The 18,572-nt window shown below is 51.2% G+C and carries 13 protein-coding genes and 1 pseudogene; 7 read left to right on the forward strand and 7 right to left on the reverse strand.

The genetic code is table 11. The features are described 5' to 3' along the window. Positions 1-950: 950 nt before the first annotated feature. Entirely contained in the window at positions 951-2,318 is a 1,368-nt protein-coding gene (locus MW898_RS19075) for an aryl-sulfate sulfotransferase (RefSeq protein ID WP_373689887.1), read from the forward strand. Between the two features lie 173 nt (positions 2,319-2,491). Here the strand turns inward: MW898_RS19075 and MW898_RS19080 are convergent, their stop codons facing one another. After that, positions 2,492-3,400: a hypothetical protein gene (locus MW898_RS19080; protein WP_248909896.1), complete on the reverse strand. Its 909-nt coding sequence runs from the start codon at positions 3,398-3,400 to the stop codon at positions 2,492-2,494. 1,235 nt (positions 3,401-4,635) lie between these two features. Beyond that, the gene (locus tag MW898_RS19085) at positions 4,636-5,403 is read right to left on the reverse strand and encodes an IclR family transcriptional regulator (RefSeq protein WP_248909897.1); all 768 of its coding nucleotides are present in this window, start codon (positions 5,401-5,403) and stop codon (positions 4,636-4,638) included. 275 nt (positions 5,404-5,678) lie between these two features. Here MW898_RS19085 and MW898_RS19090 point away from each other — a divergent pair, with 275 nt between their 5' ends. Together MW898_RS19090 and MW898_RS19095 are read left to right on the forward strand one after the other, a co-directional pair. Continuing rightward, complete coding sequence (locus tag MW898_RS19090) at positions 5,679-5,927, forward strand: hypothetical protein (RefSeq protein ID WP_248909898.1); 249 nt, start codon at positions 5,679-5,681, stop codon at positions 5,925-5,927. A gap of 2 nt (positions 5,928-5,929) precedes the next feature. After that, complete coding sequence (locus MW898_RS19095) at positions 5,930-6,106, forward strand: hypothetical protein (RefSeq protein WP_248909899.1); 177 nt, start codon at positions 5,930-5,932, stop codon at positions 6,104-6,106. Between the two features lie 26 nt (positions 6,107-6,132). Here MW898_RS19095 and MW898_RS19100 read toward each other — a convergent pair whose 3' ends face one another. Both MW898_RS19100 and MW898_RS19105 read right to left on the reverse strand, forming a co-directional pair. After that, the gene (locus MW898_RS19100; RefSeq protein WP_248909900.1) at positions 6,133-7,182 is read right to left on the reverse strand and encodes a mannonate dehydratase; all 1,050 of its coding nucleotides are present in this window, start codon (positions 7,180-7,182) and stop codon (positions 6,133-6,135) included. A 70-nt stretch (positions 7,183-7,252) separates the two neighbouring features. Further along, positions 7,253-7,399 carry a hypothetical protein gene (locus tag MW898_RS19105; RefSeq protein WP_248909901.1) on the reverse strand — a complete coding sequence of 49 codons (147 nt, stop codon included), beginning with the start codon at positions 7,397-7,399 and terminating at the stop codon, positions 7,253-7,255. 455 nt (positions 7,400-7,854) lie between these two features. Here MW898_RS19105 and MW898_RS19110 point away from each other — a divergent pair, with 455 nt between their 5' ends. Next, the gene (locus tag MW898_RS19110; protein WP_248909902.1) at positions 7,855-10,413 is read left to right on the forward strand and encodes a hypothetical protein; all 2,559 of its coding nucleotides are present in this window, start codon (positions 7,855-7,857) and stop codon (positions 10,411-10,413) included. A 332-nt stretch (positions 10,414-10,745) separates the two neighbouring features. On the opposite strand, the gene MW898_RS19115 is transcribed toward MW898_RS19110, so the two are convergent. Further along, complete coding sequence (locus MW898_RS19115; RefSeq protein WP_248909903.1) at positions 10,746-11,597, reverse strand: fumarylacetoacetate hydrolase family protein; 852 nt, start codon at positions 11,595-11,597, stop codon at positions 10,746-10,748. A gap of 108 nt (positions 11,598-11,705) precedes the next feature. Between MW898_RS19115 and MW898_RS19120 the strand changes: the two genes are divergently transcribed. The 3 genes and pseudogenes from MW898_RS19120 (at position 11,706) to MW898_RS19125 (ending at position 13,820) form a co-directional block, all read left to right on the forward strand. Continuing rightward, positions 11,706-13,055, forward strand: coding sequence for a nickel pincer cofactor-dependent isomerase, group 22 (locus MW898_RS19120; RefSeq protein ID WP_248909904.1), 1,350 nt, complete (start codon positions 11,706-11,708; stop codon positions 13,053-13,055). Positions 13,056-13,382: 327 nt separating this feature from the next. After that, a pseudogene (locus MW898_RS26230) lies at positions 13,383-13,475 on the forward strand (hypothetical protein); the annotation flags it as partial. A gap of 153 nt (positions 13,476-13,628) precedes the next feature. Next, positions 13,629-13,820 carry a D-(-)-3-hydroxybutyrate oligomer hydrolase gene (locus MW898_RS19125; RefSeq protein ID WP_248909905.1) on the forward strand — a complete coding sequence of 64 codons (192 nt, stop codon included), beginning with the start codon at positions 13,629-13,631 and terminating at the stop codon, positions 13,818-13,820. A gap of 175 nt (positions 13,821-13,995) precedes the next feature. On the opposite strand, the gene MW898_RS19130 is transcribed toward MW898_RS19125, so the two are convergent. Next, positions 13,996-16,209 (reverse strand): ABC transporter ATP-binding protein, encoded by a 2,214-nt coding sequence (locus MW898_RS19130; RefSeq protein WP_248909906.1) that lies wholly within the window; start codon positions 16,207-16,209, stop codon positions 13,996-13,998. Between the two features lie 156 nt (positions 16,210-16,365). Further along, positions 16,366-18,453 carry an ABC transporter permease subunit gene (locus MW898_RS19135; protein ID WP_248909907.1) on the reverse strand — a complete coding sequence of 696 codons (2,088 nt, stop codon included), beginning with the start codon at positions 18,451-18,453 and terminating at the stop codon, positions 16,366-16,368. Positions 18,454-18,572: the final 119 nt, after the last annotated feature.

Raw genomic sequence — 18,572 nt, forward strand, 5'->3', positions numbered from 1 at the left:
GGGCACAGTAGTAATAATCACCATGAGATACTACGCTCAGTCGATATCATCAGAATGGCCTTGGTATCTCATGCAATAATATTCGTATTTTTAGACATCATATTATTGTAATCACATAATATTTACACACTTTCAATTGATGAAATGCCTATAGAAGATTCAATCGTCGTATGATTATCTTGTCATCTAATATAGAACTATGCGTATTACTCGACTCAAAGTCGTTTTTAACCACAACTTCGTACTCAAATAGAATCAGTTCGTGGATAAAATGAAGAATGGGCTTTCACCGATAGGTATGATACGATTTAGAATCAGTTTATCTATTTCTGTCCAAAAAATGGCGGATAGATATTATAGAAAATGATATTTCGCATTCGTGCGCGTTGAATACAGGTACGGTACTGCGTCAGTTACCGTTTCTTTGGACACTCATCGTTCATCGAATTGCTTCCAAGTTTTCGTGAGTAACAGATTACTACGAATTGTAATTTGTTCACTCAACAGATCCAAGACTGCAGTCTCTTGATAATGAAAATACCGTACTTCACGAGAGTACATTAAAATTCACCCTGACACTTTTGACTACCCTCATAATCCATGTTTATCCTATGTTTTTAACATATAACTAAAAACAGAAGTATTATGCCCTTCTGTTTTATCTACTATTTATGATTGGAAAGCGTCCCTCGATTTCCAAAAAGAGTATAGCTCGATTACTGGTAGGGCTCATGATTCTATCCTTGCTGACCCCTATCGCGCTCGCTGCAATGTCACACACAAATGCCAAAGTAGCTAGTAACGATAATCTTCGAAAGACAGCACAAAATGTCACATTTATTTCAACACAAGGTGGATCACTTCATGTTTACGATCATGCAGGATCTCTCGTTGCAGTCCATACGGACTCAAAAGAGGTGATATGGGAACATGATAAGTACCGTCGCTACATGGACATTGACCCGATTGGACAGAACCGTATATTGTTCGTTGCAGGTGAGCGAGATGGCGATGACTTCCAACGGGTTGCCGTTTTGATGAACTGGCGCAACGGGACAGTATTAGAAAAGTTCAATGTTTCAAAAGACCTTCACGACATTGATCGTCTTGGCCCACACCGGTATGCGGTCGCTGACAAGCACCACAATCGGATCTACGTATATGATTCTCAAACGAACAAAACCACGTGGGAATACGATCTCGAATCCCATTTCTCACCTTCTGCAGGTAGAGGGATTAAAAGTGCAGACTATTCCCACCTCAATGACATCGATCTTGCCGACAACGGTTCGTCATTCGTCATTAGTCCACGAAACTTCGACCGCGTCGTCCAAATTGATCGAAAATCGAAAGATATCGAATGGACTCTCGGCAAGGAAGATGCATACGACATACTCAACGAACAACACAATCCTTTGATCCTACAACAAGAGCCACTCACAGTGCTCGTTGCTGATAGTGCGAATGACCGGATCGTTGAATATCAGCGAAAGAACGAGGAGTGGGAAATCGTCTGGGGGTATCGTGACGGTCTGAATTGGCCACGTGATGCCGACCGACTCCCGAACGGAAACACATTGATCGGAGACTCACTCAACGACCGTGCGATCGTTGTTACTCCAGATAGGAAGGTAGTGTGGGAATTTCAGATTGAACGTGGTGTGTACGATGTTGAACGGCTCCCGTACGGGGATGAATCCGTCGGCCCGACGATGGCAAGCCAACAAGACAAATTTGATGGGACAATTCAATCAGATAGACAACAGGCTTCGAATTCGATTATCTCTCAACTCGATAAGTCATACAAAAAGACATTTCAGATAGTGACCTGGATTCTGCCGGACTGGATCACTCTCAAAGAGTATGGCTATTTCCTCAGCTCAACACTATTGGTGGTTGGTTGGGCAACAACTGAATTCGTACTCGCCTTCCCTGCTAACAAATTCAGGCGCAATGGTTCCGTAACGAAAGTTCGTAGTGCTATACAAAATCTCCGCTTAGACAAGTTGCGTTCTGTCTTCGGGGTTATTGGAGTGATTGTAGGGCTAGGTCTAATCGCACTCCTCCCGATATCAGGCAGCGAAACCACTCTATACCTTGGCTTAGGAACCCTGTCGTTGGCCCTTGGTAGTTCTGCGTGTGACTTTTTCCGAACAGTGCTACCTAATCGGGTAGTTGTTGTGCTCAAAGGAAGTGTCTTCACCGGCACTCTCGCTGTCGCATTAGTACTACTTGCACTTTCGATGGTTCGTTCAGAGTTCCTGTTACAAGCCAGTATGGCCTTTCTGCTGCTTTTAGCTACTCTCGACGTATTGTAGCTACACTTCTAAATTATTACTCAAAAATACATACGCCATCTGCTACCTACTAAACGGTTAAATGTGTTAGATGTTGGCTGCTAAATAGAGATTTCTGCCGTATCGGAATTCGCCCGCAAGAGTCCGTCCGAGACAATCTCTCGACAGTGTTACCAAAAGTATCTTTCTTAGGATTAATCACGATACTCATCAAGAATCCAGTCGTATTCCCTAACGAATGTTTCAGGTTCCATATAGAATGCATTCTGAACTTCTTCGAGACGCTGTCTCTTTTCGATGCCATCAAGCAGGAGACAGCCAATTCGATAAGGCAGTCGTGATCCACCAAATATCCTACTCATCAACGTCTCACGCGCTACAGACGCCTCCTGAAGCGTTTCGCGGAAGGAATCGTATTCCTGAACGAACTGTCGTAGTTGCGGTTCTTCCGATAACACACGGTAGTCTTCACAGATCAAATGATTATGCTTTCCCGCATTTCCATCAGACTTCCGGAGTTTCAGTGGGGTGTACGTAGCGTAGCCCTCAGAATGAACTAGCGTATAGAATATCGTCTGTTGGTTCTCTCGTGAGTTTAGCGTGTCTAGTCCCAATTCGGTTGAGAAGTTGTGGACCCGATCATAGAGGACATGGGAACTCTCGTGGATCGCCGTATAGAGTAACTGACGTGGCTGCTGGAGAAATAGCGGCTCGTTGAGGTTCACATAAGCGCCTTGTTGTAATCCGATTCCCAACTCGTATTCAATAGCCAGAAAGAGAGAAAGATTCGAGACGTTCTCATCTGGAGTGATGCGTTTGAGCTGTTGGTCAACTTGTTCAGTCCAGTCTGATTCGTTAGCGTGAATGTGATCCATCAACTGGATAATGTCTTCCCGATTATCCTCCAGATTTTCACCGGTAGAGAAGGCAGTCTGATTTTCAGTCATTGCTTCTGTGATATCTTCACGGGAGAGATCTCTACCGAGGAGCTCTGCATGGGTGCGTGCAATTTCGTATGTCGGATGGTTCCAGATCTCTGAAAGCGGAATCGCATCATCAACGTAAGAAATAAACTGTTTGGCAGCGGAATAGTCTATTTCCATGCCTTACACGTTCATAGTGAAGACTGAAACAATTTTGTCTATTCTAAGTCTAATGATAAATATTGAAAATTTCTTGATCAGAGATCCTCAATGAATGATTAGGCTAACAAATTTCTCTACCACACACTCGTACGCTAACTGACAGTGTTATGGAAAAGTAACTCAAATCTATATCGGATAGCAAGCTCCAGTCAATACGAAATTTCCTACGGATGTTGTGGCAATATGATAAATCAATCTTTAACCACAAATTTGAGATGCGACGCTCGTTCCAAAGAGTTTGACACAGTTCAAATGATCTAACTACACAACAAGATTTTCACCCAACTGTCCAAATGAAAATTAAAACAGTAGAAATAGACACTCGTATCTAAGCAAGAATAGATAAACATATGTTGTTTCACTCTCTCGTTGCGGTCCACAATTCGCCACAGTGAAGTATTCTATTTCAAGTAGCTTACTCGCTTACTAATTAATAGTAGTCCATTGATGAACGTCTATTAGTCGTTAGTTGCATAATTAGTATTCAAAACTTCTTAGTTAGAGGTTGTGACGGGATGAAACAACAACCATAGGTGATATTGTATACTCGAATTATTGTAATTTCCCTTCTGCGTTTTATGCATTCTGCGAGAATAGGTGAGTGATTACTTCTAGATAAGATAGCCGTCTTTGATTAATGGAATATTTAGCGAAGTGAGGTACTATTCATACTGAGACATACAGTGCGGTAATATGTTAGCCGTGACCACCAGTGGTTGAGCATAGTATTTACCTGAGCAAAACCGTTTTTGGAAATACATAATCTGACTGCCAGAGAGTGCATGCTCTTAGTCAAATCAGATATTACAGTAGTACGTATGTAATATGCGTGTTTGTGGTGATTGAGGTCGCCCGTTATCGAAATATCGCTCTGTCAAATTTCCGACGCTATGTACGCGTAAATGTGGTACGAATTCTCGAAATGATAGCGTCATTCATCAATGTGAGCGTTGTTGGCCCCATGTGTTTTATAACTGACTAACTTAAAACACTGACTCTGATCAGTACACAATGTGAAGTCATACTAACTACAATCCAGTAATAGTAATATTCATTCGGTAATACAAAATATTGACGCACAAATGATAATAATGGTCATATCACAGTCAATTCTTTCGTGAAACTGAATCAGTTTGTAGAATAACTGAATTGAGTTTCTGAATAGCGGATATCGTTGCGTATTCCGACAAGGTTCACGTGTAGGTGATATTCAATTCAATAACATTTGCCACACTCTTGAGTGTGGCTGGGAGATCTTCTCGGTATCGCTCACCTTGGAAGCGACTAGTCGGACCGGAGACGCTTATTGCTCCCTCTATCGTGTCGTTATTGTTGACAATGGGAACCGCAACACAGCGAAGACCTTTCACGCGTGCCTCGTCGTCGAAGGCGGCATCCTCTTCTCGGATACGCTCGAGTCGTGCAAAGAGGTCGTCCCGGTCTGTGATGGTGTTCTCTGTTGTCTCTGGCATCCCGTGCTGATCGATGATTTCGTTGACACGGTCGGAGGGAAGATGCGCGAGAATGGCATTCCCGAGTGCAGTGTTGTGCAGGTAGACACGCTGACCGATGTACGAATCTGTCTTGACAGCATCTGCTCCATGGGCACGGTGAAGATATATTCCTCGTCCGTGTTGCTCGACAAGCAGGTTCGCCAGTTCACCAGTCTCCTCAGCCAACGCGGTTACTTCGTCCTTTGCGATGTCGTATATTCGCTCCCGATGCCGGGCCTGCCCACCGAGGTCGAGCAGTCTCAGTCCGATCCGGTAGGTCTTATCCTCTTTCACGACGTATCCGTCCTGTTCAAGTGTGCTTAGGTAGTTGTGAATACTACTCTTTGAGAGATCGAAAGCATCGGTCAGTTCCGTTACTGTCGCTTCGTGGCGCTGTTTTAGCTCTTCGAGGATAGCGAAGGTTGTCTGGGCTGTCTTGACGGCATTGGAACTCTGCTGATTAGACATAGACGACAACACATGTTCGACAATAATAAATCTATTCCAGTCTACCCGCCATGCTGTTCAGTAACACTGAAGCGAACGATGCAGACCGACGTTGTTTGAGGATTCATGCTGTACACACCTCGTTTGGGAGAGCTTGGAGGCGACGCCGCGACGATTACTCGACGTTTCACATGTGTAAGTTCGATGTCGAGACAGGTGAGCCAATCGAACACCGCGACAAGCGCGGCACGAACTACGACTCAGAGTCGTGTTGAGCTCGCGGGCAGGCGTGGGCGGTGTACGGGTTCCCGCTTGCCTATCGTTACTCGGGCAATGAGGCGTTCTGCAAGATGGGTCGAAACGTCACCGAATACTATCTTGACAACCTTCCGGAGGACCACGTCCCACGGTGGGACTGTGGCGCCCCAGAAAATCACACCCGAGACAGCGCTTCGGCGGCAATCGCGGCGTCGGGGCTGATTGAACTGGCGTCCTGCCTTCCCGCGGGTGATCCCGATCGTCAGGATACCAGAACGCCTCGCTGACGATGCTGGACTCGCTTGGCCAGAACGATACGACCGAGGGTGAGGACTCCGAAGCAGTGCTCCGCGAAGCACAATACGCCCACGACCGCGAAGATTCGAACAACGCAGTCATTTGGGGTGACTATTTCTACTATGAGGCGTTAACGCGAGCGACTCGCAGTTGGGAACCGTACTGGTAAACGACTCGGCACGGTTTCTGAGCTTTTTAGTGTAATCGTTGCCGCCGTATGCTCTCAATCATGCCGTTCAGATAGCCAACCGTCAGCGAGCGGCCGTTCCTGCCGTCGGTTTCCTCGACGATCTGCGGTACATGATCGGGGATAATGACACCCTCAAACCCAACTTCGAACAAAAGCTCGAGAATCTCGTACGTATCAAAGTTCCCTTCCGGGTCATCAACAAACGTTTCGGTGAACGCAGGTACAGTCCCAATGACATCACGAAAGTGGATATAGAACAGTTCATCGCGTCCGCCAAAGTAGCGAATAACCTCATCGAGATCTTCACCCATTTCTGACCAGCAACCAAGGCAGAATTCGAGACCATGGTACTCACTTGGCTCGATGTCCATCGCGCGCTTGAAACTATCGAAGTCACGGAACAACTGTGGCAGCCCACGAAGCTCCTCTACTGGCGGGTCATTCGGATGGAGGCACATCTTCAAACCGTTTTCTTCTGCAACAGGGAGAAGCTCCGTCACAAAGTACTCGTAGTTCTCCCAGAGTTCTGCCTCTGTGTACTCACGGTCCAGAATGAGGCCATTCTCAACAGCATCAAGGTGGAACTGACGGCCAGATGCGCCGCCACGAACTGGCGATCGTCCCGTGCTATAGACTGTACCAGGATTGAAATGATAGCCGAAGATCGGGATGCCAGCATCGGCCATGTTCCGGAGGGTGTTTTTCATATGCTCAATTTGTTCTTCTCTTCCTTCTTTCCCAAGCATAACCTTATCGTAGAAACTCTTAGGAACGTTCTCGATGGCGTGGAGCCGGAGCCCAGCGTCCGCTACTCGCTCTCGCAACTCGAGAAGCCCCTCGTAGCTAAATTCCTTCGTGCCGGTCAGTGGGTGGTCATCAGCCGTAGCGTCTTCGTAATCGTATTCATAGAAGTTGAAAATGACGTCGTTGACACCAATTTGTTTGAGAAACCGAAGATACTCGGGGTCTGGTTTGCGGAGCTGACCGACGCCGACGCGCATCGGTAGTTCATTCCATTCCGCTCTCATCAGCTGTGCTTGCGAGTCGTTAGACATGAACAGCACAAATCATCGGCGTTCATTAAGGCTTCCTATTCCTGCCGTTAATAGTAGTTCACAATACTCCTCACGTGTGCTGTGGCTGCCAACCGAGCAACGATTGGGCTTTTTCAATATCGACAAACGACCGGTGTCCTGGTAGTGGCTCCGTCAGCTCGGCGTCTGGATAATGTCCCTTGACGATATCCTCACCCAGTACATCGAGGGTAGTCACGTGCCACAGCCCACCGTTCATGGCTGGCAAAATCGGCTCCAACGGCTTTCCGAGTGACGCAAGCTGGCGTCGTCGAGATGAATGTATGAAAATACCTCGCTGCGGCCGTCAGGTGCCGGAATCGTCCCAGTATGTACGATGGCATCGGCATCACTCTCGGCTACTGCATCAGAGATATTTCTTGCATCGAGAGCTCGATAAACTCCGAGAGAATCGCTTTCCCGTGACGCCGTTACCACCAGTAACTACAATCTTGACTACCACCTCCGCCGATGATTTTTCTAAAATAAATGCTAATAAACATTCGTGGCCAGTGCTGGATCGGAATACCTTGTTTCTCGCCCTTAGTTTTGGCTGCTGTAAGCCCCACAGCTCATTTTTTAAAAAGTAATTGTCTATATTGACTAATGTTTTACACACAAATTGAAGTATAGGGACACGATAATAACGATTGCATGCCAAACAGTAACGGGCATGGCGATTGGTATCGCCGAACAGTACTCGGAATCATCTCGTCAGCAGCCGTTCCAGCCGTTTTCTCCGGAATCGGTGGAGCTGATGCACCACAGAATCAACTCGATCGCGCACCGCGGAAACCGATGAAGGGTGGATCGAACGCCCTGGATAGTATAAACTTCGGAAATCCCGGATCAGAATCGAGGCACGATCTTAGAGTGGGAACGAGTGAAACAGTGAGGGGCAAGGAAGGTCGATCGGCACGACGATTATTACCCCTCAATGCTCCTGAGCACCAACTGGGGTCGATGTCATTTACCCTCAGGTGTGATTCTGAGTACCGGACGTATCTAACGCTGAAGTTCAAGTCGAATCCAGATAACTTCAAACGGTTGTTCCTATTTGATGGCACGGAGATGATTGGCTACATGGAGCCGGGGGTCGGATGGCCCTCACTTGATATGGGATCACAGCCAGGTTCATTTGGTGCTATCTCAACTCATGGGGAATTTTGGTACGCGACTCATCGGCTTCCGGGCTATCTCACTGAGGATTCCGATGAGGTAGAGCTACGGATTGTGAGTTGGGACGGAGAACAGCCGAGCCAGAATATCTACCGCGCATACACACACACTGATCCGTATCTTCAACCGCCAGCAAACGATAAGCGTGGCGGGCAGTTCGAACTCGGACCAATCCGGGATGTGTCGGCCGAAAGTCAGATCGAACCGGTCGTCGAACAGATCGACGAACTCGTTCGAGAAGGCCAACAAAAGAGCACAATCTCCCCGCGAGGTGCACTTGGTCTAGCAATGGCTGCTCAGCGTGACTGGATCGACGCGGTCGATACAGATGCAGTCTTCGAGACTGTTCGGAAAACAGTAGACGACTGGGCGATCAGACAGGCAAAGAGTGCACCTCACGAGGTTGTTCATCGTGGATGGGAAGAGCACGGCAGATTTGCGAGATCGATAACGCTTCTCTGGGAGGATTTCGAGGAGCACGACGCCTTCAGGCAGAAACTCGAGGGGCACCCTGCCGGCGAGATTACGCGACGAGATGCCTACGTACAGTTCTTCGGTGAAGGACTCGACTGGCGTTCGAAGAGTCGCCGCGAAGTCACGAACCAGATCATGTTCGTGACGATTGCACTCGTGCGCATGAACTCGGTACTGAAGAAGCTCGATTCCGATCGGACACGATCTCAGGAGACAGTCGACCGGTGGATCGACGAAGCGATAGGTCTGACCAGCCTGACTGTCACCGATGACGAGACACTGCCAGTCAGCCAGTTCTACGAGAGCTTTGCATCGTGGTCCGACTACGACCCCGAGGCGGACGGCGAAGTGAAGTATATGCCGTGGTTCGAATCTGGAAGCTATCACACCGTCAGCGAGAAGGGGTTAGCCAAGGAACCCGACCACGTTGCTCACTATGGCGAACTCGCGCTCAGCCTTATCGTCAAACTGTATCACGAGACCGGTCTCGAACGCGTCCACGAGCGAGCGATTGAGGCTTCCCAAGCCCGCGCCCCGTTCCGCTTGCTAGTCAACGACGCCGAGACTGGAAATCGATGGGCCGCGGCTGAGGGAACGGTTGGAGTCCGGAACGTTGAGCATCCTGGAATGGCTGGTCACCTCCGTGGATATGGGTTCAAACCGCTGTTTCACGCGCTCAAATTAGGAGATCCTGTTTCTGTTCGATTCGGAAAGTTGGCGATAGACCACAATGTCGCCGGCTCTATGAATCAGTGGTGGTTCGACGTCTGGGGCGTTGGTTCACTAGAGCGGTGGATTCATCGGGTCGAAGGATACCGGGCAGTGCAGGAGATGGATGACTCGTCGTACCGCACACCGATGCACCGCGATCGATTCGCGTGGGCTGATGAGGACTTGGGCACGGTCAGCATCACTGATGGCTCGAATCGGGTGTTTGCGAATCTCGGGTACGGGGGCGCTACTAACCTCCACGATTGGGGAGTAAACAGTATGGCACGAATCCATCACCACAATCCCGATGTGGACCGCGTCCTCAATATCGATCTGACACGAGCTGAGTTCCCGACGACGGGAGCGACCTGGTCACGGCCGAATCAGTTGCTGTTCTCCGGTGAGTTCATGGACGTCAAAATGACCGAAGAAGAACGCACTCGTCGTCTTCCTGACGATGGCGAGGTCGTGATCGATCAGGCGATGGCTGGCGAACCAGTTCCGCAGGCGTCCAGTCCAGGCAGCGAGCCGTGGCCGCTTGCAGATGACGATGACGAATACGATCCGATCGATTATTACAAGCGAACACCGGATCCCCGCGTCGGAATGGGTATCCACTACCGCGAGTGCCGTTATGGGCCGTACCTCATCGGAATGAACTCATCGGGTGCACCTGAACGCGGCTTTGGTGAAGGATCGGCGTACGAACTAGAACTTCCGGACGGCGTCTCGACGGCTACTGACCTTATGACCGGCGAGACCGTCTCGGGGGAGTCGGTTCCTGTCCCACCACGATCTACGAGGATTCTCAAGTTGGATCACCGTAAGCCGAAGGATCGACAGGACTAGCAATCTGGATTGACAGACGTCGGCCGGATGATGTAGCTTCCCGTAGATGATAGCGCCAACCTGACGCTGTTCGTTCACACCATACGAACCTTCTCACGGGAGGTGGCAACATCCGTGCACTCGGTTTGTCTTGCAGTAGTCGGGGTCCGAGAGTACACCCACTCACGGTGGTCTCGTCAATCAAGCTGTTGGAGAGTTTGAACGAAAAACGGTCGTACTCGTAGATATCGATTACAGCAATTCAATGCGTGTGTGTATCACCTCGGAATTCCGAATCCGTGTCGTGATACATCACGCACTCTATACTCAAGCAGCCAGCTCGGGTCCGCGTACTACTCACTCACTACTGTGTTGATGAGTGTCCCGATCCCCTCTATCTCTGCCTCAGTGGTCTGACCTGGTTCGAGTACCTCAACGGGATCGCGGAAGATGCCGACGCCGCCAGGCGTCCCTGTTGAGATGACATCCCCTACCTCAAGTGTCATCGCCTGACTAATGTACGAGACGAGTTCGCCGACGTCGAAGATGAATTCGGTTGTGTTTGACGATTGCTTAACTTCACCGTCGACGCGAAGTTCGACATCGACGCTGTTGGGATCAAACTCTTCGTCGGCGACCAAGACAGGTCCCATCGGCGCAAACGTGTCATAGCTTTTCCCACGGAAGAACTGTCCATCGACATTCTGTGCATGTCGGCCGCTCACGTCGTTGATCACTGTATATCCGGCGACGTAATCGTAGGCGTCTCCCTCAGAGACGTCCTTGCAGCGCTTCCCGATGACAACGCCAAGCTCAACCTCGTAATCAACCTGCTCCTCGCCGTCAGGATCCGGATGGATGATTGGATCTCCCGGATTGGTAACTGACGTCGCGGCTTTGCCGAACAGCATCGGCTGCTCAGGGGTCTCTTTATTTTGTTCCTCAGCGTGATCGTGATAATTGAGGCCACAGCAAATGATCTTGCCAGGTTGTGGAACTGGAGCAAGCAGCGAGACCTGCTCGGCATCGATCTGTGGCAATGAGCCGTGCTCGACGAGCGTCTTGAGCTTTGAACGGTAGTCAGGCGACGACATGTCGATTAGAGTCGGCGTTCCTTCGGGGAGACCTGAGAGTGTATGGATAATCGCTCCCTGTTTAATGCCCCACGAAGGATCAGAACCATCGGTGTATCGAACGAATTGCATCATATTGACAAGCGCGGTTCTCCGACTTAACGTTTGAGAAAGTATTCTGATGAGAGTATGCTCGATTCGACAGACACGTTTATAATACAACTGTCCCATCAGTACAGTATGCAATCAGAACAGTCCGAGGGTGCGGCGAATCACCTCTCGGTACCGGAGAAGACGGTGGTCGAAGCGTGTGGTGACCCACCACTCCCAGAACTGGGCGTCATCGAACAGGTGTGGGACACCGACCCGATCTCACCAGAAGACACCGGTGACATTGCGTCCCGAGCCGTTCGGGAACTGTCATTCGAGAATATTCCCGATGGGGGCGAAATCGCACTCGGCGTTGGCAGCCGCGGCATCGCGAATCTCTCGACGATCGTTGCAGGCGTCGTCACAGAGGTTTCGGACGCTGGCTATGAGCCGTTCGTCTTCCCAGCAATGGGGAGCCACGGCGGCGCGACAGATGAGGGACAGCGGGGAATGCTAAATGAACTCGGCGTGACCGAGGAGATCATCGGGTGCGAGATCCGTTCGAGTATGGATGTCGTCGAGGTTGGCAGGACACCAAATCGTGACGTCCCGGTCGTCGCCGATGCCAACGCGGTCGACGCCGATGCCATCATCCCGATCAATCGTGTCAAGCCCCACACCGACTTTGATGGCACTGTTGAGAGTGGTCTCTCGAAGATGCTCGTCATCGGCATGGGAAAACAGCGCGGCGCTCAGATCGCGCACAAGTGGGCCGTCGACTGGTCGTTCCAGCGAATGATCCCGGAGATTACAGAGCTGCTCCTCGACTCGCTTCCCATCGTTGGCGGGGTCGCTATCGTTGAGGATCAGTATGACGACACGACGCTGATTGAGGGTGTTCCACCGAGTGGCTTTCTCGATCGAGAGGCCGAGCTGCTGGAAACCGCCTATAACATCATGCCGACCTTCCCGTTCGACGAACTCGATATCGTCGTGTTTGACCGACAGGGCAAAGAGATCAGCGGGCAGGGTATCGACACGAACGTCATCGGCAGGCGCGTATTCTCGATCAATGAACCTGCCCCGGAAAAGCCCGATATCAAACGGATCTACACTCGGGGGCTAACAGAGAAGACGCATGGTAACGCGATGGGTGTCGGCTCTGCCGACATTATCCACGAAGACATCGTGGCTGAACTCAACGCCCAAACGTCGCTGATCAACGCCCTTACCGCTAGCACGATCCGCGGCGTGCGGCTCCCACCAGTCGTAGAGACCGACCGCGCTGGTCTTGTTGCCGCGCTCTCGACCATCGGTGTCGTCGAAAGTGACACCGTCCGTCTAGTGCGCGCGGCGGACTCGATGCATCTCCACCAGCTGTACGCCTCTCCGGCGCTTGTTGCGGAAGCCCGCGAGCGGGATGATCTCAGAGTTGTCGAAGAACCGCAACCGATCGAGTTCGAGAATGGACAGTTTGCGAAACCATCTCTCGTAGACTAAGTCATTTCCTTCGCAAGCGGTTTTCCGCCATCCGTTTTCTGGACTCCCACAGCTATTAGCCCCGAGCATTCCAACGGTCGGACAATGTGTATGGCCACTCTCACCTTCGACGCTGGCCGTTGAACAAGTTCGCAACACAAACGCCACAAACCCAGACGAGCCAATCCTCCAGAAAGCGCAGACGAGTTTCAGGCGTGGCAGGACACTGTCAGTGAAGAACTCCGAGACGTGCTCGGCTTAACTACAATCGAACGGACATGCGGCGGGGAGCCATCGTTCTAACTGCTCGACGTCGAACAGCGATCAGGATTCGAACAGCAGAAGTGGATTGCACGTACGGAACCGGAGTTTACCGTACCCTTCTACGTTCTACCCCCAGAGAATCGGGAGCCACCGTACCCAACCGTATTCACCGTGCACGGACACACCGAGCTCGGCAAGGAGCTCGCTATCGGTCGTTCAAAAACAGCAGTCCAGCGCTCTCTCCGATCGGTTCGCCGTTGTCGCCCCGTGCTGCTACTTCTGCACCTACGAAGATTCGATTCTGGCTATCGAGCACTGCGAATGTAACTCGTGTCTGGGCTCCTTGACATCGGTGAGATGTGGACCATCGGTGGTCTCGTCGTGCCGAGACCACTCACGATCGTTGCGGGCAGAGAGGACCGGTTATTTCCAATCGATAGCACACGCCGTGCATACGAGGAGCTCGTTGATCTGTACGAGGTCGTCGATGGGGACGATCGTTGCTCACTGTTACATTGGTGAGAATGGACACCAATTCTACGGTGACGGCGTGTGGCCGGCTTTTCGTGACCATCTCTAGAAAGCGTGGGGAAATCATCATCTACAGTATCCATAGCAATCGAATGGTTGTGGACGTTAACCACAGAATGCAACGTGAGGTCCAGAAAGCTCCAATAAAAAGACGTAGGGAGTATATTCAGGAATTCATTTCTGGAGCGTCCTCGGCTTCTGAGATCGGCTCACCGTCCCAGTACTCGTGGCTCTCATCCACGCGGTAGCAGGCAGCTTGGTGAGCTCCCCCATTACCCTCCCCTATGAGTTCAGGACTTTCGGTCTTACAGGTTTCGCGGGCTTCGGGACAGCGCGTATGGAACCGGCACCCACTCGGTGGGTTGACTGGATCTGGGATGTCCACCGATCGTAGCGGGAGATCGCTGTCTTCCTCCGAATTCAGATCCGGTGTCGCCCACCGGAGTGCTTTGGTGTAGGGATGTTGAGGATTGTGAATGATCTGCTCTGGTGGACCGATCTCAACGATCTGTCCGAGATACATGACGGCGATGCGACCTCCGGCCATCTCAGCGAGATACCGCGCATTCGAGAGGTCGTGACTGATGAATACATAGGAGGTGTTGAACGTATCTTGGAGGTCAAGGAACAGATCCATCATGTCCACGCGAAGTGAGACGTCAAGCGCACTGATCGCCTCATCGGCAAGAATAACGTGTGGATTCATCAGCAGTGCACGCACGAGTGCGACACGCTGTGTCTCACCACCGCTGAGTTGATGGGGATAGCGGCCCGCATAATCATCAGGTGGAGACATTCCGACAGTTTCGAGCATTCCGTAGATGTGATTCTGACGCTCCTCCCGTGAGAGATCCGGTCGATACTTCTTCAGTGGGAGCGAGAGGCTGGAGATCACCTTTTTGTTGGGATTCAACGAGCTCCCGGGATCCTGATGAATGATCTGAAGTGATCTCCGGATCTGCTTGAAGGGAACTTCGATCTCACCTTTTCTGTCTTTTGCGTCCCAGATGTCCTGTCCGCGATAGCGTATGTTCCCCTCAGTCGGGCGCTGCAGACCGATGACAGACTTTCCAAGCGTCGTTTTGCCACAGCCAGACTCTCCTACGAGTGCGATGACATCGTTTTCCTCGATGTCGAACGAGACGCCGTCAACAGCGTGAACCGTTTGGGGATCCTTGAACAGATCGAACACTCCTGTTTCTTCTTCGAAATGAATCGACACGTCATCGACCGAAATGACTGGTTCAGACTCGTTGTCTACATTCGCGTCGCCGGATGAAGTCTGAGCTGTCGTTTTTAAAGTCGACTCCGTGACAGCCTTCGAAGCATCGTTCGTCTCTAAGTGGCTCAGCGGAATTTCATCAACGGCCTGCTCCCGATGGTGGCACGCGACAGCGTGGCCATCGCCCATATCGTAGTAGGGCAGGCTCTGTTCGATGCATTCCTCAGTCGCTAGGTCGCATCGGGGATGATACGAACATCCGTCGGGAACAGCGACAGGATCGGGTGCTGAGCCTTCGATCGGGCGCATCTCGTCTGGCGGCGCGTTGAGATTCGGCGTTGCGTTCAGTAGTGCCCGAGTATACGGATGCCCAGCACCATCAATGAGATCTTCGGTTGGCCCAACCTCGACGAAATCGAACGCGTAGAGGACTGCAACTCGGTCACATAGCTCCGCAACCAGTGGAAGGTCGTGAGTGATGAAAACGAGCGTGAGATCGTGTTTTTCTTTCAACTCTGATAACAAGTTAATGATTGACTGCTGCATGAGGAGATCGAGTGCTGCAGTCGGCTCGTCCATCACCAGTACGCGCGGTTCCAGCACGAGACTGAGCGCGATGAGTGCCCGCTGACGCATTCCTCCGCTCAGTTCGTGTGGGTAGGAGTCGAGGATCCGCTCCGGCTCGAGATAAAGGTCGGATAGCAGTTCGTGGGCTCGCTCTAATCCACCGTCTACATCGTAGTCGTGGGCTTTCAACGTCTCCTCGAAGTGGCCACGAATCTGCATCGTCGGGTTGAACGAACTCATTGCTCCCTGAAACACCATCGAAATCTCCTCCCAACGGAGCTGTTTTAGCTCTTCGGTTGAGACGTTCAACAGATCGACGGCTTCATCGGCTGATGGGTGGTACGTTATTGAGCCCGACAGTTGCCCTGGATTGACAATTGCATCGAGGAGCGCGGAGGCGAACATCGACTTGCCGCTCCCGCTCTCACCGACGATTCCTAACACTTCCTGTCGTTGGATGTCGATGGAGACGGAATCGAGCACTCGTGATTCGCCGCGTTCCATACCGAAACTAACCGTGATGTCTCGGACTTCGAATATCGGATCTGAGACAGCATTACCTACAGGACCGGATTCACGCTCTAGAGACATAATCTCTCACTATAGCATTCTCTGGTACTTCACCGATATATTACTTTTGCTGTTCACACCGAGACAAGACGAGTTGGTTGCTAGTCGAAAACGATCTCCGGTGAAGTGACTGGGACCGAACGGCTGTCACGCTATCTGATCCAACGACGCCGACAATTAGTTCACCGGCGCCCCAGGAGCAGATTCTTCGGACTCGTTTGGTTCGTTTTCCTCGTGATCTTTGTGACGCGCACGGATCCGTGGGTTGAAGATCCGATCCAATCCTTGCGCGAGGAGAATCATCCCAATGGTAAGGATCACAATCACGATCATTGGCTCTAGAAGCCAGTAGTAGAGTGACGATGTGTACATTGTGCCTCCTTGGTAGGCGTTGTCCATAATGACACCCCAGTTGTAGTTCGAGTACGGCAGAACGCCAAGGAAGTACAACGCCACCGAACTGAAGATAATCGAGCGGGCGTTGTACGCGATGTTGACCGTGATGTAGGACATCAGATTCGGCAGGATGTCTCGCCCGATGATTGATGACAGCGAGAATCCCATTACGCGACTGGACTCTACATATTCAATATCTCTCAGCGAGAGTACCTCTGACCGGATGGTTCGTGCGAGACCTGCCCAGATGTTAACCGACAAAATGAGACCGATCACGTAGGGGCTCTCGGGTTCGAAAACCGCAGCAAGCACGATGAGAAGCGGCAATCCGGGCAGCGCGATCATAATGTCGGACAGTGTCATGAGTCCTCGGTCGATGGTTCCACCGATGTACCCCGAAAGCGTACCGATGACGGTGGCCAGCATTGTCGCGAACATCGTACCGGCGAAAATCATCTTGAACATCGGCGGAATAGAATACACAAGTAGCCCGAGAAGGTCTTGGCCCTGTGGGTTAGTTCCAAGGATGTGGTTCAAGTTCTCGAACGGGGGGAGCCTTCGTGGTCCCTGTCCGACGCTCGGTTCGGGAACCAGCCAGATGCCAACTGTCCCAAATAGCAGGTACACTGCTACAATCACGATTCCGACGCGGGCTCGCCAGTCACTCCAAAGTGTACTGGCCATGGCGCGTCCCTCAATACGGAGGCTGTCGACCCAATTGTACTCTGTCGTCTCACCCGACGTTTCCACTGAGAACACCGATTCAGCATCTGCTTCCATATCAGAATGGCTGATTGTCGACTCGGAGCTGTCGGTCGATTTGAAAACCCCTCGAGTCCACCGGGCGAGCTTACTCATCGACTCACGCAAGGAGAATGAGGCGTGGGCCTCATCTGTTGTCTTCGCGCGTGGGTCGATCCAGCCGTACGTCAGATCAGCAATAAGAATCGCCAGCGTGACTGCGACCGTGATGATTACGAAGGCGCCCATCATTAGAGGGTAATCCCGTGAAACAATTCCCTGGTACATGTAGTACCCGACGCCTTCATAGAGGAAGATTCGCTCAAGGATCACAGCCCCCCCGAACATGAATCCGATGGAGATCATCAGGTTCGTGTACATCGGTAGCACTGAATTCCAGACGACGTACCGCGACGAAATGCGGTTGCTTGAGAGACCACGGAGTCGAGCAACCCGAAGGTAATCTTCGCCGAGAATACTAATACTGTTACCGCGCATTCGGACTGCAACGCCACCGGCGGCAGTCAAGATGAACGAGATCGCTGGAAGTGTGGCGTACCAGAGCACGTTCACAACGAACATTGGATCGAGCCCTGGATCAATGCTGTGTGTTCCCCGAGTTGGAAACAGACTGTACTGGTACCCCAGAACGTAAAGGAATATGAGCGCGACGACGTAGTACGGGATAGAGTTGAGTGTTATTGATAGCGTAGTCCCAACTGAATCGAACGTAGATCGCTCGCGGTAGGCCATGACCGCGCCGAGGAAAATACCGATAGCGTAGGAAATGAAAATGGCTATCGACATGACTAGCAACGTCCACGGTAAGGCATTGAGGAGTAAGTCTCCGATCGGTTCGCGAAGGAACAGCGATGTTCCCATATCTCCCTGTGAGAGATTGACGAGGTAATCGATGTACTGTTGCCACAGCGGCTTATCGAAATCCGTGTTGAAATACTGTTTGGCTAGTTCGCCGATGTTCCCCGGATCCCGTCCCGTCTGTGCGTACTGCGCCCGAAGGTACGCCTCCGGTCCGCCCGGAATCTGCCTGATCAGTGCGAAGGTTAGTGTGATAACTGCCCATATTGTAAAGACAGTCTGTAGTATCCGCTTGCTAAATCGCCTCATGGATTCATCAGCGAGGGCAGATAGTAAAAATGTATTGGAAATACAACCACCGATCGTCGTTACACGGCGCTAAACGCTTAATCGATGAGCAGGTATTAAAAACAGACAACGAGCGCCTA

This window comes from Halocatena marina, assembly GCF_023276375.1.
Taxonomy (GTDB): domain Archaea; phylum Halobacteriota; class Halobacteria; order Halobacteriales; family Haloarculaceae; genus Halocatena; species Halocatena marina.